Origin of the sequence: Allobosea sp. Tri-44 (genome assembly GCF_004123845.1) — a bacterium.
Taxonomy (GTDB): Bacteria; Pseudomonadota; Alphaproteobacteria; order Rhizobiales; family Beijerinckiaceae; genus Allobosea.
In genome coordinates, this window is record NZ_NBDP01000007.1 from 230,501 (window position 1) to 244,578 (window position 14,078).

The 14,078-nt window shown below is 65.7% G+C and carries 10 protein-coding genes and 1 tRNA gene; 6 read left to right on the forward strand and 5 right to left on the reverse strand.

Translation table 11 applies throughout. The features are described from left to right. Nucleotides 1-6: 6 nt before the first annotated feature. The 4 genes from olsB to B6S44_RS07615 all read right to left on the reverse strand — a co-directional run bounded on the left by olsB (nucleotide 7) and on the right by B6S44_RS07615 (nucleotide 5,379). On the reverse strand, nucleotides 7-963 hold the full coding sequence (gene olsB / locus B6S44_RS07600) for a l-ornithine N(alpha)-acyltransferase (RefSeq protein ID WP_248309489.1): 957 nt from the start codon (nucleotides 961-963) through the stop codon (nucleotides 7-9). 125 nt (nucleotides 964-1,088) lie between these two features. Then, the gene (locus tag B6S44_RS07605) at nucleotides 1,089-3,185 is read right to left on the reverse strand and encodes a response regulator (RefSeq protein ID WP_129156203.1); all 2,097 of its coding nucleotides are present in this window, start codon (nucleotides 3,183-3,185) and stop codon (nucleotides 1,089-1,091) included. A 106-nt stretch (nucleotides 3,186-3,291) separates the two neighbouring features. Next, nucleotides 3,292-4,830 (reverse strand): YifB family Mg chelatase-like AAA ATPase, encoded by a 1,539-nt coding sequence (locus B6S44_RS07610; protein ID WP_129156205.1) that lies wholly within the window; start codon nucleotides 4,828-4,830, stop codon nucleotides 3,292-3,294. Between the two features lie 249 nt (nucleotides 4,831-5,079). Beyond that, nucleotides 5,080-5,379 (reverse strand): hypothetical protein, encoded by a 300-nt coding sequence (locus B6S44_RS07615; protein ID WP_129156207.1) that lies wholly within the window; start codon nucleotides 5,377-5,379, stop codon nucleotides 5,080-5,082. Between the two features lie 183 nt (nucleotides 5,380-5,562). Here B6S44_RS07615 and B6S44_RS07620 point away from each other — a divergent pair. Beyond that, nucleotides 5,563-5,652: transfer RNA gene (locus B6S44_RS07620), tRNA-Ser, on the forward strand. A gap of 458 nt (nucleotides 5,653-6,110) precedes the next feature. Here B6S44_RS07620 and B6S44_RS07625 read toward each other — a convergent pair. Beyond that, on the reverse strand, nucleotides 6,111-7,001 hold the full coding sequence (locus tag B6S44_RS07625) for a LysR substrate-binding domain-containing protein (protein WP_164985753.1): 891 nt from the start codon (nucleotides 6,999-7,001) through the stop codon (nucleotides 6,111-6,113). A gap of 345 nt (nucleotides 7,002-7,346) precedes the next feature. On the opposite strand from B6S44_RS07625, the gene B6S44_RS07630 reads away from it, so the two are divergent. The 5 genes from B6S44_RS07630 to B6S44_RS07650 all read left to right on the forward strand — a co-directional run bounded on the left by B6S44_RS07630 (nucleotide 7,347) and on the right by B6S44_RS07650 (nucleotide 14,027). Further along, nucleotides 7,347-8,399: an efflux RND transporter periplasmic adaptor subunit gene (locus B6S44_RS07630; protein WP_248309490.1), complete on the forward strand. Its 1,053-nt coding sequence runs from the start codon at nucleotides 7,347-7,349 to the stop codon at nucleotides 8,397-8,399. Next, on the forward strand, nucleotides 8,396-9,478 hold the full coding sequence (locus B6S44_RS07635) for an efflux RND transporter periplasmic adaptor subunit (protein WP_129156213.1): 1,083 nt from the start codon (nucleotides 8,396-8,398) through the stop codon (nucleotides 9,476-9,478). Before B6S44_RS07630 ends, B6S44_RS07635 begins: the two co-directional genes overlap by 4 nt. Further along, on the forward strand, nucleotides 9,475-12,564 hold the full coding sequence (locus B6S44_RS07640) for an efflux RND transporter permease subunit (protein WP_129156215.1): 3,090 nt from the start codon (nucleotides 9,475-9,477) through the stop codon (nucleotides 12,562-12,564). The genes B6S44_RS07635 and B6S44_RS07640 overlap by 4 nt, the downstream gene beginning before the upstream one ends. 145 nt (nucleotides 12,565-12,709) lie before the next feature. Further along, the gene (locus tag B6S44_RS07645; RefSeq protein WP_129156217.1) at nucleotides 12,710-13,399 is read left to right on the forward strand and encodes a TetR/AcrR family transcriptional regulator; all 690 of its coding nucleotides are present in this window, start codon (nucleotides 12,710-12,712) and stop codon (nucleotides 13,397-13,399) included. 160 nt (nucleotides 13,400-13,559) lie between these two features. Beyond that, nucleotides 13,560-14,027 (forward strand): hypothetical protein, encoded by a 468-nt coding sequence (locus B6S44_RS07650; RefSeq protein ID WP_129156219.1) that lies wholly within the window; start codon nucleotides 13,560-13,562, stop codon nucleotides 14,025-14,027. The last annotated feature ends 51 nt before the right edge of the window (nucleotides 14,028-14,078 follow it).

Genomic DNA, 14,078 nt, shown 5'->3' on the forward strand with positions numbered 1-14,078 from the left:
CTCGAATCAGGCGGCGTAACGCCCGGCCTCGCCGTCGAGATACTCGATATAGCGCCGGTCGATCGCGGTGACCGGCAGGATGACCAGCACGTCTGTGGTTCCGAACTGCTTGTCGATCACCGCGCCGGAGCCGAAGCGGGCACCAACGCGCAGATAGCCCTTCACCAGCGGCGGCAGGCATTTCAGCGCGAGCTTGGCGTCGATCATGCCGGCTGGCAGGCGATCCATCGCGACCTGGCGCTCAGGCTGCGCCACAACCCGCCAGTCGCCTTGGGCCGTGGCGTGATGGTGGATGAAGCTCAATGGCAGCGCCAACATGTCGGGATCGACGCCGTCGAAGCTGGCGCAGCCGAACATCGCGTCGATGCGGTGATGCTGGCAATAGGCCCAGATACCGTGCCAGAGCAGCTCGACCGTCTTCTTGGTGCGGTAGGGCTTCAGCACGCAGGAGCGGCCGAGCTCGAGGAAGCGCAGATCAGGATGGCGCGCCAGGAGCGGTGCGATATCGAATTCGGATTGCGTGTAGAAGCCGCCGAGCTTGGCAACGGCCTGCTCGCGCATCAGCCTGTAAGTGCCGACCACCTTGGGCTTGATCCCGCCGAAACGCCCGCGCGCGGCATGGTCGATGACGAGCAGATGGTCGCAGACGGCGTCGAATCTGTCAGCGTCGCGCCGGAACATGCGCGAGACCACGTCGGGCTTGGCCGACATCTCCTGGTAGAAAACGCGGTAGCGCAGGCGCTGCGCCCGCCAGATCTCGCGCGGGCCGCGGGCCAGCCTGACTTCGAGCGAGCCGGAGCGGCCGAGCGTGCCGGACAGCGCGTCGGGACCAGGAAAACCAAAGCCACCGAGTTGCTTGCCAGCTGCAAACAGGTTCGATGGCGAGAAGCGCTGCAGCAAGGCCTGGCCGGCCGGCTTCTGCTTTGCCGGCTGACGTAAACCCTGGAAAACATCGCGCGTCATAGACAGTCTGGCCTCTGCGATCTCGGATCGGCGCATGACAGCTCTGCGCCGACCGTCTTACGAGATCGCGACAAAACTACGTCAGTGCGATGACGAAGCCAACCGCCTGTGAATCGAAGTGCGGCTCAGGCCGACAAAGCCTCGACCGTTCGCAGCGGCGAAAGCCGATCGATCCAGCTGCGCAACTGCTCGCGCGAAAGCGGTTTAGCCAGGCAATCGTCCATGCCGGCGGCAAGCGCCTGCTGGCGATCCTCCTCCGCCGTATTGGCGGTGACGGCAAGAATCGGCAACCGGCCGGCGCCGAGCTCCGCTTCGATCGTGCGTATCCGGCGCGCAACGGCCAGCCCGTCCTGAACCGGCATGCGGATGTCGAGCAGGACGAGATCAAAGCCCTGGCCTCCTCCGCCGAGCGTGGCCTCGACGAAGCGCATAGCCTCACCGCCATCGCGCGCCCACACCGCCGTGCAGCCGAGCCGCTCCAGGGTGCGCGTCAGCAGCAGCGCATTGATCTCGTTGTCCTCGGCGACGAGAACCCGCAGGCCGGCACCAGGCGGCTGTATCGAAGGATCAGTTGCAGGCGGCAGCGCCGCGAGGGTCTTTGAGCGTTCCGCCGGATCGAGCCGCACCTGCAGCGAGCGCGCCCGGATCGGCTTGACGAGAAAGCCAGTGAAGCCGGCGGCATAGGGCGAGCCGAAGCTGCGGCGTTCTGCAGGTGCCAGCATGATCACGATGTCGGCGACGCCGGCCCGCCGAGCCGCAGCCGCCACCGCCTGGGCCTCGCCGCCCGGGAGATTGCTATCGATCAGCACCGCGGACAGGACCGAATCGCCGGCGAGCTCGGCAAGCGCCTGTGCGTGGTCAGCGGCTCGCTGGACCTCTGCCCCGTGCCGCTCGAGACTGGCAGCGATATGCGCAGCGCTGAACGGCGCCGACGAGGCGACAAGGATGCGCCTGCCCTGCCAGTCCGATGTAGCGCCAGGTGCGGTTGCGGCCTCGCCTGCCCGCAGCGGCAGGATCAGCCGGAACAGCGCGCCACCGCTTGCTCGGTTGCTTGCCTCGACATCCCCGCCCATGGCGCGAGCAAGCCGGCGCGCGATGGCGAGGCCAAGGCCGGTGCCGGCCTGCTCGCGATGCCCGGTCAGGCCGCCCTGCTCGAACTCCTCGAAGATCGTCGCCAGCCGTTCCATCGGGATACCCGGGCCGGTATCGGCAATAGTGACGACGAACTCGCCCTCGATGGTATCCGCTTCGATGCCCACGCCACCCTCATGGGTGAACTTCACGGCATTGCCGACGAGGTTGAGCATAATCTGGCGCAGCCGCTCCGCATCGCCGACGAGCCGTTGCGGCACGTCCGATCCGAGCAGGGCGGAGATCTCGACGCCCTTGGCCTGGGCGCGCGGCGCCATCAGCTCGGTGATGTCCTCGATCAACGAGGCAGGATCGAACGGGGCATCAACAAGCTCGAGCTTGCCGGCCTCGACCTTGGCGAAATCGAGGATGTCGTCGACGAGGCCGAGCAGCGCCTCGCCGGATGTCCGCAGCGCCTTGACATAGGTGCTCTGCTCCGGGTCGAGCCTGGTATCGTCGAGCAGATCGGCCATGCCGAGAATGCCATTGAGCGGGGTGCGGAATTCGTGGCTGACGGTCGCCAGGAAGCGCGACTTGGCGGCGCTCGCCTCCTCTGCCTTGCTGCGCGCCTCCTCAAGGGCAGTTTCGGCAGCGATGCGCCCGCTGATATCGCGACCGACGCGCTGCAGCACTGTTTGTCCCGCAGCGACAGGGACAACCGTCTCGACCCAGGACAACCAACGCTCGCCGGCGTCCGTCTCGATGCATTCGTCGAAAACACGAGCCCCGCCCGGCAGCGCCTGCACGGGCCGGGCGCTGCGCACGCGCGGCTGCTCGCTGCTGCCGACAGCCTCAGCCTCGTTCTTGCCGATGAGCGCCGCATAGGCGGCATTGGCGTAGATGATCCGGCCCTCGCTGCGGCGCACGATCAGATCGCCCTGCGCCTCGATCAGGCTGCGATAGCGCTCCTCGCTGTCGGCGAGCTCCCAGAGCCGGTCGCTCAGCTTCTCGACATCACGCGTCAGCGCCTTGGCCTGCCGCGTGACCTGCTGGCGCTCGCGCAGCAGCCGAAGCGCGACGAAAGCGCAAGCCATGGCCACGGCAACGGCAGCACCTGTCAGCAGGGCGAGTGGGGACAGCGGCTCGATCATGCCATCCCATCTAGCATCCACCCTCTTGAGAAAGCGTTCGTCCCATCCGCGAGGATGCGGAACGGTTTGAATGGTTTCGTTAACCTTTCAGCATGGATTGGGGCGATCACGCCGCCTGCGCTGCCTGGTCGATGCGCGAGCGATAGGACAGCGCCTCGGCGAGATGGATGCGCCCGATCTGCTCTTCACCATCCAGATCGGCGAGCGTGCGCGCGACCTTGAGCACGCGATGATAGCCGCGCGCCGTCAGCCGCATCGCATCGGCGGCGTTGCGCAGGAGCGCGAGCCCGGATGCGTCCGGCCGCGCGACATCGTCGAGCAAGGCAGCGGGGCAGCGGGCATTGGTCGTACCACCCGGAAGCCCAAGCGCGGCATAGCGCTCCGACTGGCGAGCCCGGGCCGCCGCGACGCGGCCTGCAACCTCGGCCGAACCTTCGGGCGCTGCGGGCAGGATGAGATCGGCCGCCGTCAGCGCCGGCACCTCGATGGTGATGTCGATCCGGTCGAGCATCGGACCGGAGATCTTGGCCTGGTAGCCCGCCATGCAGCGCTCGTTAGGCCTGGTGCGGCAGGCATAGCCCGGCTCGGTCGCCTTGCCGCACCGGCAAGGGTTCATCGCTGCGACGAGCTGGAATTTCGCAGGATAGACGGCGCGATGGTTGGCGCGCGAGATCAATACCTCGCCGGTCTCCATCGGCTGGCGCAATGCATCGAGCGCCTGAGCCTGGAACTCCGGCAATTCGTCGAGGAAGAGCACGCCGTGATGGGCAAGCGAGATCTCGCCCGGCTTTGCCTGCAGGCCGCCGCCGACGAGCGCCGCCATCGAGGCCGAATGATGCGGCGCGCGGAAGGGACGCCGGTCGGTCAATTCGCCGTCGGCGAGGTGGCCGGCGACCGAAAGCACCATCGAAACCTCGAGCAATTCGCGCGGATCGAGCGGCGGCAGGATCGACGGCAGACGGCTCGCCAGCATCGACTTGCCGGCACCGGGCGGGCCATTCATCAGCAGGTTGTGGCCCCCGGCCGCGGCGATCTCGAGCACGCGTTTGGCACTCTCCTGGCCCTTGATCTCGCGCAAGTCAGGCAGCAGCCCGCTCTGACGGGCGACGGCGGGCTGCGGCCGGGCCATCACCTGCGTGCCCTTGAAATGATTGGCGAGTTGGATCAGCGAGCGCGGCGCGAGGATATCGAGGTCGCGCGCTGCCCAGGCCGCTTCCGGCCCGCTCGCCGCCGGGCAGATCAGCCCCTGGCCCCGGGCATAGGCCGCTATCGCCGCGGGCAGCACGCCGGCGACCGGGGTGATCGAGCCATCGAGGGCAAGCTCGCCGAGCACGGTATAACCCGCGAGCGCATCGGCCGGGATCGCGCCGATCGCTGCCATGACGCCGAGCGCGATCGGCAGGTCGTAATGGCTGCCTTCCTTGGGCAGGTCGGCAGGAGCGAGATTGACGGTGATGCGCTTGGCCGGCAGCGCCAGCCCCGAGGCGATCAGCGCGGCACGCACCCGCTCCTTGCTCTCGCCGACCGCCTTGTCGGGCAGGCCGACCAGGATGAAGGCGACGCCGCCCGGCGTGACCTGGACCTGGACATCGACGGCGCGTGCCTCGATGCCCTCGAACGCCACCGTCGCGACCCGCGTCACCATCTATTCGCCACCCCGTCCCGCGCAACCACGCTAGCGGAAGCGCGCTATAGTTGCAAGAACAGATAGGGAACTTTAATGTCAGTCCGCGAGGCTAGAGCATCCGTCAGGCCCGCGGTCGCCGCGGTCGATAGCGGCTGCAGCCGGTACCCGCCCTCTCCCCAAGACAGTCGCGAACGGCGGCGATAGCTGGCACTGAAACCGCGCGATCGGATCGGGATCAAGCACAGCTCGACAATCGTCAAGGCCGCTTCACCGCCGCGTGACGATACCGATCTCGGGCTTGGGCGTGGCGCCCAGCCAAAGCAGCAGGAAGCCGAGCAGCAAACCGGCCGCGGCGGTCGGCATCTGCAGCGCATGTACGAGCACCGGATCCCAGAGCATGGGATGAAGATTCCGTTCGACCGCGGGCTGCAGCAAGCGGAAGCGCTCGCCGACGAGCGTCAGCAGGGTCTCGCCAAGCGGCGTGAAGCGCAGGAGCGAATTGGCGATCGAGCGCGCCCCATCGGTGAGCAAGGCGACGAAGCCTCCGGCGATGAGAAGGTAACCCAACATCCTGACGAGAAAGCGCAATTCGTCCCCCGATTCCCGGACTGACCGGCACTGGCTCGGCCAACAGGCATGTGTCCCCTCACCCGGTGCATTGCAACGGCAAAGGACAATTGCGCGCAACCTCGCCGGGCTGCGGCATTAGGCCTTGAAAGAAGCGCGCGCGGACGCCATAAGCAGCGCGCCGGACAGGTGGCCGAGTGGTTGAAGGCGCACGCCTGGAAAGTGTGTATACGGGAAACCGTATCGCGGGTTCGAATCCCGCCCTGTCCGCCAGCTAGTTTTCGAGCTTCCCCTCGCACCGCAGAACCGCGCAAAATGGCCGGTATATCCGGGCCTTGGACGCGTCGAACACTTCTCACTTTCGCTCCGGGCTAGAAAATTTGGGCGCCCCAAAAGGGCTATTCTTGGCTCCGTCCCATGCTGCTGCGGTTCTCTGCGCCAACCGCAGTAGCTAAATTTGTGTCGAGATTTGGCCCTTTCCGGACTCCGACAACGTCTGCTCCCGGGCGTTCTGGTGCGCGCGCCAGCCAACGGGCGAGAGTGGCCCGATTTTTGACTTTGAGTTCGTCCGCATTGGTGGGGCACATTCGCCCGACGGATAGTTATACAGAGGCAAGTTCGAGCCGACGGCCTGTTTGAGTCCCGACCTCTGAGAGCCGGGTAAGCACTCCGGGTCTGTGACGGCGGGTGTTTTCTCGCGAGCCGGGCGATCACTCGACCGGGGATCATAGCTAATCGAGGCGGACCATCTGTAGGAAATTGACCACGGCAGGGTCGTCAGCATCGCGGCGGAAGACGACCTCGGTGCCAATCTGGATCGTATTGCCCGAGATGGGCCGGTAGACGACATGCTCGCCGATACTGATGGAACTGACCGAGGACGGCACGATGGCCACGCCCAGTCCGGCACCAACGAGGCTGATGAGAGAAAATCCGCTGCGCGCCTCATACGCCACGCGCGGCGCAAACCCAAGCGTCAGCTGGACCAACGAGCGGTCCTGCTCAATATCCGACCCGACATAGAGGATGAAGGGTTCATCGGCGAGCGCCTCACGTGGAATCCGGCTGCGTCGCGCCAGGGGATGGTCAACCGGAAGCGCGATCCGCAGCGGCCATTCCATCAGGCGGATCGCATCGAGATCCTGCGGCAGCTTCCAGGCAGGGCTTCCGATAAAGCTGGCGAGGAAGCCGATCTGGATTCGGCCTTCCAGCAACTGGGCGATCTGGGTGCTCGGATGCAGTTCCTGCAGGCCGAGCTCGACATCGGGCATTTGCCGCCGGTACTCCCGCAGGGTTTTTGACAGCACCCCAGAATAGGAAACGTCGGCGGAGTAGCCAATTTCAATGCGGCCGATCTCGCCGCGCCCGGCCCGGCGGGCCACGATCGCAGCATGCTGCGCCTGTTCAAGGGTGCGGCGGGCCTCCCTGAGGAACAGCCGGCCAGCCTCCGTCAGAGTCACCACCCGGTTCGTCCGGTTGAGGAGCTGCACTCCCAACGTCTCCTCCAGGGCCTTGATCTGAATGCTGAGGGCCGGCTGCGCGATGTGGAGGCGGTTGGCGGCTCGGCCAAAATGCAGCTCTTCGGCCGTGGCGACGAAGTATCGGAGGTGACGCAGATCCATCGATATTTTTCTCATATCGGTATTTGAATAATAATATATTTGAGCAGAGCAACCGCTGCAACACCCTCTCATCGTGCTGCGGCCACGTGTGGACATCGACGTGGCGTTCGAGGGCTGCGTGCAGGGACGCGGAATGTCACATGCAGGCTCCAGGGCCCTCTTCACCGAAGAGTGGCAAGCCAAGCGACAATTGATATCTTTTACCAATCAAACTTTGAATAACAATATATTGGACCATATAGCGTGCCGTGACTATTCCCTCCCCTGACTTTGGCTTCCGGCCAGCGAAAGGGGCATGTGATGGGATACAGTCGTTGGTGGCGGAGATCGGCCCGTTGCACGGCAATGCTTGCCGTGACGGGCTTGGCCGCCTGCCAGGAACAGGCCAGCGGCCCGGAGAACCCGCCGACCGCTGTGCAGGTCGAGGCGGCTGCCCTGGCCGACTATGCGCCGGCCATTCGACTGACGGGCGAGATTCGCCCACGGGTCGAAAGCGAGCTGTCGTTCAGGGTGGCAGGTCGCATCACCGAACGCTTGGTCAATGTCGGCGACCATGTAACGGCCGAGCAGGTGCTGGCCAGGCTCGATCCGCAGCAGCAGCGGGCGACGGTCACCGCCACCGAGGCCGCGGTCGTTTCCGCCGAGGCTGTGCTGCGCCAGGCGACCTCCAGCTACGAGCGCCAGAAAGCCTTGCTCGCCCGAGGCTTCACGACCCAGCGCGAACACGATCAGGCCCAGGAAGCCTACCGCACGGCCGAAGCCGCGCTCGTTGACGCCAGAGCTCAGCTCGGCACCGCCCGCGACCGGCTGTCTGATACTGTGCTGCGGGCGGGGGTTGCCGGCGTCATCACGGCGCGCAATGCCGAGACCGGGCAGGTCATACAGGCGGCGCAGACCGTATTCTCGATCGCCCAAGACGGGCCGCGCGATGCGGTGTTCAATGTCAACGAGTCGATCTTCACCCACGAGCTCACCGATCCCGCCATCGCGCTGACGCTGGTGTCCGACCCGGCCGTGACGGCAACGGGCGCCGTGCGTGAGGTCTCGCCGACCGTGGACCGGCTCACGGGGACCGTCAGAGTCAAGGTCGGCCTCGCGCAGTCGCCGGCAGCGATGACGCTCGGCGCCTCCGTCATCGGCGAGGGCCGGATGCAGCCTCGCAAGCTCGTGGTGGTGCCGTGGAGTGCCTTGTCTAGCGGCAACGGCCAGCCGGCCGTGTGGACCGTCGCCCCCCAGACGAAAGCAGTGTTGCTGAAGCCGATCACCATCGAAGGCTACGGGACCGGGAAGGTTTTCGTGCGGGAGGGGCTCCAGCCCGGCGAGATGGTCGCGACCGGCGGGGCGCAGTTCCTGCGACCCAACCAGGTGGTCGCGGTTGCCAAAGGAGCAGCTCAATGAATCGCATCCTGACATCCCTGACCGTCCTCGGCTCAGTCGCTCTGCTCGCGGGCTGCAAGGACGAGCAGCACGGGAAGGTGCAGCCGCCCCGGCCCGTTCTCTCCGTCGTTGCGACCCCGCAGGCGGCGCGTACCCTAGGCTTCGCGGGAACCGTCGAACCTCGCTACAAGTCCGACATCGGCTTCCAGGTGCTTGGGCGCATCGTGAGCCGCGACGTCAATGTCGGCGACGTCGTCAAGCAGGGGGATCGTCTGGCCAGGCTCGATCCCGTCGCTTATGAGCTTGCGGTGCGGTCGGCTCAGGCTGACTTGGCCAGCGCCACCGCCCGGCTCGAAAACGCCGCCGCGACAGAGGCTCGGCAGCGCAAGCTGCTCTCGCAGGACATTTCCAACCAGGCGCAGTTCGACGCCGCCACGCAGGTGCAGGAGTCCGCGTTGGCCGGCATCACCCGCGCCAAGGCGGAACTCGAAAAGGCCGAGGAGCAGCTCAGCTACACCGAGCTGCGGGCTGACTTCGACGGCGTCGTCACCACGGTTGCGGCGGAACTCGGGCAGGTGGTCCAGCCGGGCCAGACGGTCGTCTCCGTGGCCCGCCCCGAGATCCGCGAGGCGGTGGTCGACCTGCCCGAGAGCATCGGGCGCGATCTCAAGGCGCAAGCGCGCTTCGACATCGCCCTGCAAGTCGATCCGTCGGTTCGAACTGCCGGATCGGTCCGAGAGATCGCCCCACAAGCAGATCCCGCCACACGCACGCGGCGGGTCAGGATCACACTCGACAGCCCGGCGGCGAAGAGCTTTCGCCTCGGAACGACGATTACCGCAACGGTCACGACGCAGGCTTCCCCGGGCATCGAACTGCCGATCACGGCCGTGCTGGAGCGGGACGGCAAGACCATGGTCTGGGTCGTCAATCCGGCAACCAGGACGGTGTCGACCGAGGACGTGACGATCGCCGCGCGAGAGCGATCGTTCGTTCGGATCCTCGACGGGCTCACCGCCGGCTCGCGCGTTGTCACCGCCGGCGTGAATAGCCTGACCCCTGGCCAAACAGTCAAAATCCCAGACGGGGCATTCCAATGACAAACCGCTTCAACCTATCCGACTGGGCGCTCGAGCATCGCTCCCTCGTCTGGTACTTCATGATCGTCTCGGCCATCGCGGGCATCCTCGCCTACGTCAGTCTGGGGCGCGAGGAGGATCCGTCGTTCACCATCAAGACGATGGTGATCGCCGCCCAGTGGCCCGGCGCCACGGTCGAGGACACCGCGCGCCAGGTCAGCGACCGCATCGAGAAGAAGCTCGAAGAGCTCGACTCGCTCGACTACACCCGCAGCCAGACCACGCCGGGCCAGGCCGTGATCTATGTCAACCTGAAGGACACGGTCAAAAGCCGCGACGTGCCGGGCGTCTGGGTCAAGGTCCGCAACATGATCAACGACATCAAGCGGGAGCTACCGCAGGGTGTCGTCGGCCCCGTCTTCAACGACGATTTCGGTGACGTCTTCGGCAATGTCTACGCCTTCACCGCCGACGGGCTGACGCAGCGACAGCTGCGCGACTATGTCGAGGATGTGCGGGCCAAGGTTCTCACGGTACCGAATGTCGGCAAGGTCAACCTGATCGGCGCCCAGGACGAGGTGATCTTCCTCGAATTCTCGACGCGCGAGATGGCCGCCCTCGGCGTCAGCCAGCAGGAAGTCATCCAGACGCTCCAGGCACAGAACGCGATTGCGCCGTCGGGCGTCATCGAGGCTGGCCGCGAGCGCATCAGCGTCCGGGTATCCGGGCAGTTTACGTCGGAAGAGAGCCTGCGCGGCCTCAACCTGCGCGTCAACGACCGCTTCTTCCGCCTGAGCGACATCGCCACCATCAGCCGCGGCCATGTCGACCCGCCGCAGGCCTTGTTCCGGTTCAAAGGTCAGCCGGCGATCGGTCTCGCCATCGGCATGAAGACCGGCGCCAACCTGCTTGCGTTCGGCGAGGCGCTGAAGGAGCAGATGCACAAGATCACCGGCGAACTGCCCATCGGCGTCGGCGTTCACCTCGTCGCCGACCAGCCGGTCGTGGTCGAGGAGGCGGTTGGCGGCTTTACCAAGGCGCTGTTCGAGGCTGTGGCGATCGTGCTGGTGGTCAGCTTCATCAGCCTCGGCATGCGGGCCGGCCTGGTGGTGGCAATCACCATCCCGCTCGTGCTCGCCATGACCTTCGTGGTCATGCAGTATACCGGCATCTCTCTGCAGCGGATCTCGCTCGGCGCTCTCATCATCGCGCTTGGCCTGCTGGTCGACGACGCGATGATCGCGGTTGAGATGATGGTGGCGCGGCTCGAGGCCGGCGACACGCTGCGCAAGGCCGCGACCGCCGTCTACACCTCCACCGCCTTCCCGATGCTCACCGGCACGCTCGTAACCGTCGCAAGCTTCATCCCGGTCGGCCTCAACAGCAGCAACGCGGGCGAGTACACCTTCACGCTGTTCGTCGTCATCGCAGTCTCGCTGCTGTTGTCCTGGATCGTCGCGGTGCTGTTTGCGCCCCTGCTCGGCGTGGCGCTGCTCCCGAAGACGATGAAGAAGCATCACGACAAGCCGAGCAGGGGCGCGGCAATGTTCTCGCGCGTCCTGGTCGGTGCCATGCGCTGGCGTTGGCTGACCATCGGCGTGACGGTCGCGATGTTCGCCGTCTCGCTCTACGGGATGCGGTTCGTCGAGCAGCAGTTCTTCCCGTCCTCGGACCGCAACGAGCTCCTTGTCGACTTTACTTTGGCGCAGAACGCCTCGATCACCGACACGAAGGCGCAGATGGACCGCTTCGAGGCCAAGCTCGCCGGTGATGCCGACATCGATCACTGGTCGTCCTATGTCGGCCAGGGCGCAGTACGCTTCATCCTCTCCTTCGACCCGCAACCGGCGAACCCCAACTACGGCCAGATGGTCATTGTGACCAAGAGCATCACGGCCCGTGAGCGCCTCAGGGCCAAGATCAAGACCTGGTCTCGGGAAGAGTTTGCTGGCCTCGATGTATATGTCGACCTGCTGGCGGTGGGTCCGCCGGCCGGCCGGCCGGTGCAGTACCGGCTCAGCGGACCCGACAACCAGAAGGTGAGGGAGCTGGCGCAGAAGCTCGCCGCAATCGTCGGCGAGCATCCCCGGGTCAGCGATATCGGGTTCAACTGGAACGAGCCCGCTCGGGTGGTCAAGATTGACGTGCTGCAGGACAAGGCCCGCCAACTCGGCGTGACCTCGCAGGACATCGCCGGCGTGCTCAACGGCGTGGTGGGCGGCACGAGCATCACCCAGGTGCGCGACGCGATCTATCTGGTCGACGTCGTGAGCCGGGCCAGTGCCGCCGAGCGGGGCGCCATCGAGACACTGCAGAACCTGCAGCTGCCGGGCAAGAACGGCCAGTCCGTGCCGTTGGCGGCGATCGCGACCTTCCGTTACGAGCTCGAGCAGCCGGTGATCTGGCGTCGCAGCCGACTGCCGACCGTCACGATCCGGGGCAGCATCGTCGGCGAGACGCAGCCGGCGACGATCGCTCAGCAGCTCGAACCCAAGGTCCAGGAGTTCATCCGGGCGCTGCCGGCCGGTTACGCGGCGGCGGTGGCGGGCCCGGTGGAGGAAAGCGCCAAGTCCCAGGGGCCGATCGCGGCCGTCGTCCCGCTCATGCTGTTCATCATGGCGACGATCCTGATGGTTCAGATGCAGAGCTTCTCGCGACTGTTCCTGGTGGTGGCGGCGGCCCCGCTCGGGCTGATCGGCGTGGTGGCGGCTATGCTGCCGAGCGGCGCTCCCATGGGCTTCGTGGCCATCCTGGGCGTACTGGCGCTGATCGGCATCCTGATCCGCAACTCGGTGATCCTGGTCGTGCAGATCGAGGATTTGCGGCGGGAGGGCTGGGCCCCGTGGCAGGCCGTGGTCGAGGCCACCATGCACCGGACGCGGCCGATCCTGCTGACGGCAGCGGCTGCGAGCCTGGCGCTGATCCCGATCTCGCGTGAAGTGTTTTGGGGACCCATGGCCTACGCCATGATGGGCGGCATTATCGTCGGCACGCTGCTGACCCTCCTGTTCCTGCCGGCGCTCTACGTGGCCTGGTTCCGCATCAAGCCGTCCTCGGAGTCTGAGGCAGAACCGCTGCCCGCGCAGCCGGCGCACGAGCCAGCCTAGACCGCGCCGCACCGCTTGCTCGGCGTTCCGGACCGGAGCTTCGCCCCGCATCCGATCCTCACGAACGCCGAGCATCGCCCCGGCCGCAGCGCGCCCCCGCCGCGGCCGGGGCTACACCCACCAGCCTAAAAAGGACGAAAACCCTATGCTCACCAACACCCCGCCGGGCGGCAATGAGCCCCAGCAGGATCTCAGAAGCACGCTCACGAGGCGCCAAATTCTGGACGGAGCGCGCCAGGTCTTTCTCAGGAACGGCTTCGTGGGCACCAGTATCGAGCAGATCACCACCCAAACCGGCGTCTCAAAGGCTACGATCTATCGCTATTTCGAAAGCAAGGATGCCCTGTTCGGCGCGCTGATCACCGGGGAAGCGGAGAGGATCGCGGGCACGCTGCCCTCCATCGATCCGGAGGACCCTGATCCAGTGTCGGCCTTGCGCCATTTCGGGATTGCGATCCTCGAAACTCTCAATAATCCGACGACCATCATTACCCTGCGTCTGATCATCGGGGCGCTTAGCCGCTTTCCGCAGCTCGGAGAGGAGTTCTGGCGGCACAGCCTGGGCCCAACCGTGAAGGAGATCGCAGCCTATCTCGACGTCCACGCCAAAGTCTGTAACGTTCGGATCGACGATAGCCGTGCCGCGGCAGAGGAGTTCGCGCGGCGGTGCCTGGCGCACGTGACCGAGCGTGTTCTGGTGCCCGGCCTGTCGTTCCTGACGGAAGTGGAATGCACGGCGGTGGTCGAGGATATTCTCCGCAACCACGCCATCCGGGTTGGTGCCCGCCAGGGCGGGAGCGCAGGCCTCACGCCTCCGGACGACGGTCTGGCATGAGGTCGGGATTGCTTTCGCTCAACCTAGCGCTGTCGATCACATGCAGCACGGTTCATCACCCGTTTCCCTCGTTAGCCCAACGACTTTAGCCAGCCGGAAAAACCGGCGTAAGCACTCATCCCGGACGAAGATCATGGAAATCAAACCAGAGTGGATCACCTTGGTCACCGCCTCCACGGCGTTGATCGCGTCGATTGCCGGCCCGTTCGTCAATACGCGGATCGCCAAGTTCCAGTTCAACGCGGACGTGCTGTCGGTCAACCGCCAGAAATGGATCGAGACGATGCGCGACCTCGTGGCGAGCCTCACCTCGCAGTTCCTGACCGTGGCGGCAATTCGCCAGACCGTCGAGGAGCCGACAAGCATCGCCATCGCCCGGGATCCCGAGCTGTTCAGGCGCGTGGAGAACCTCCTGCGGACGGTCTCCAAGATCGAACTCATGCTCAACCCGCTGGAACAGGACCACCAGCGGCTCAACGTCCTGATGAGGGAGGCGGTCGACCAGCTTCGCTCACCGCCGCCGGAGTCGGGCATCGAGGATCATATCGAGATCATCAGCCGCGACATCACCCGGGTCTCGCAAGCGATCTTCAAGTGCGAATGGTTGCGGGTCAAACGCGGTAAATAACTAGCTGCGCCCCGGTTGGAGCTCTTCGGCTGCCGCATATTGCGGGGAGCG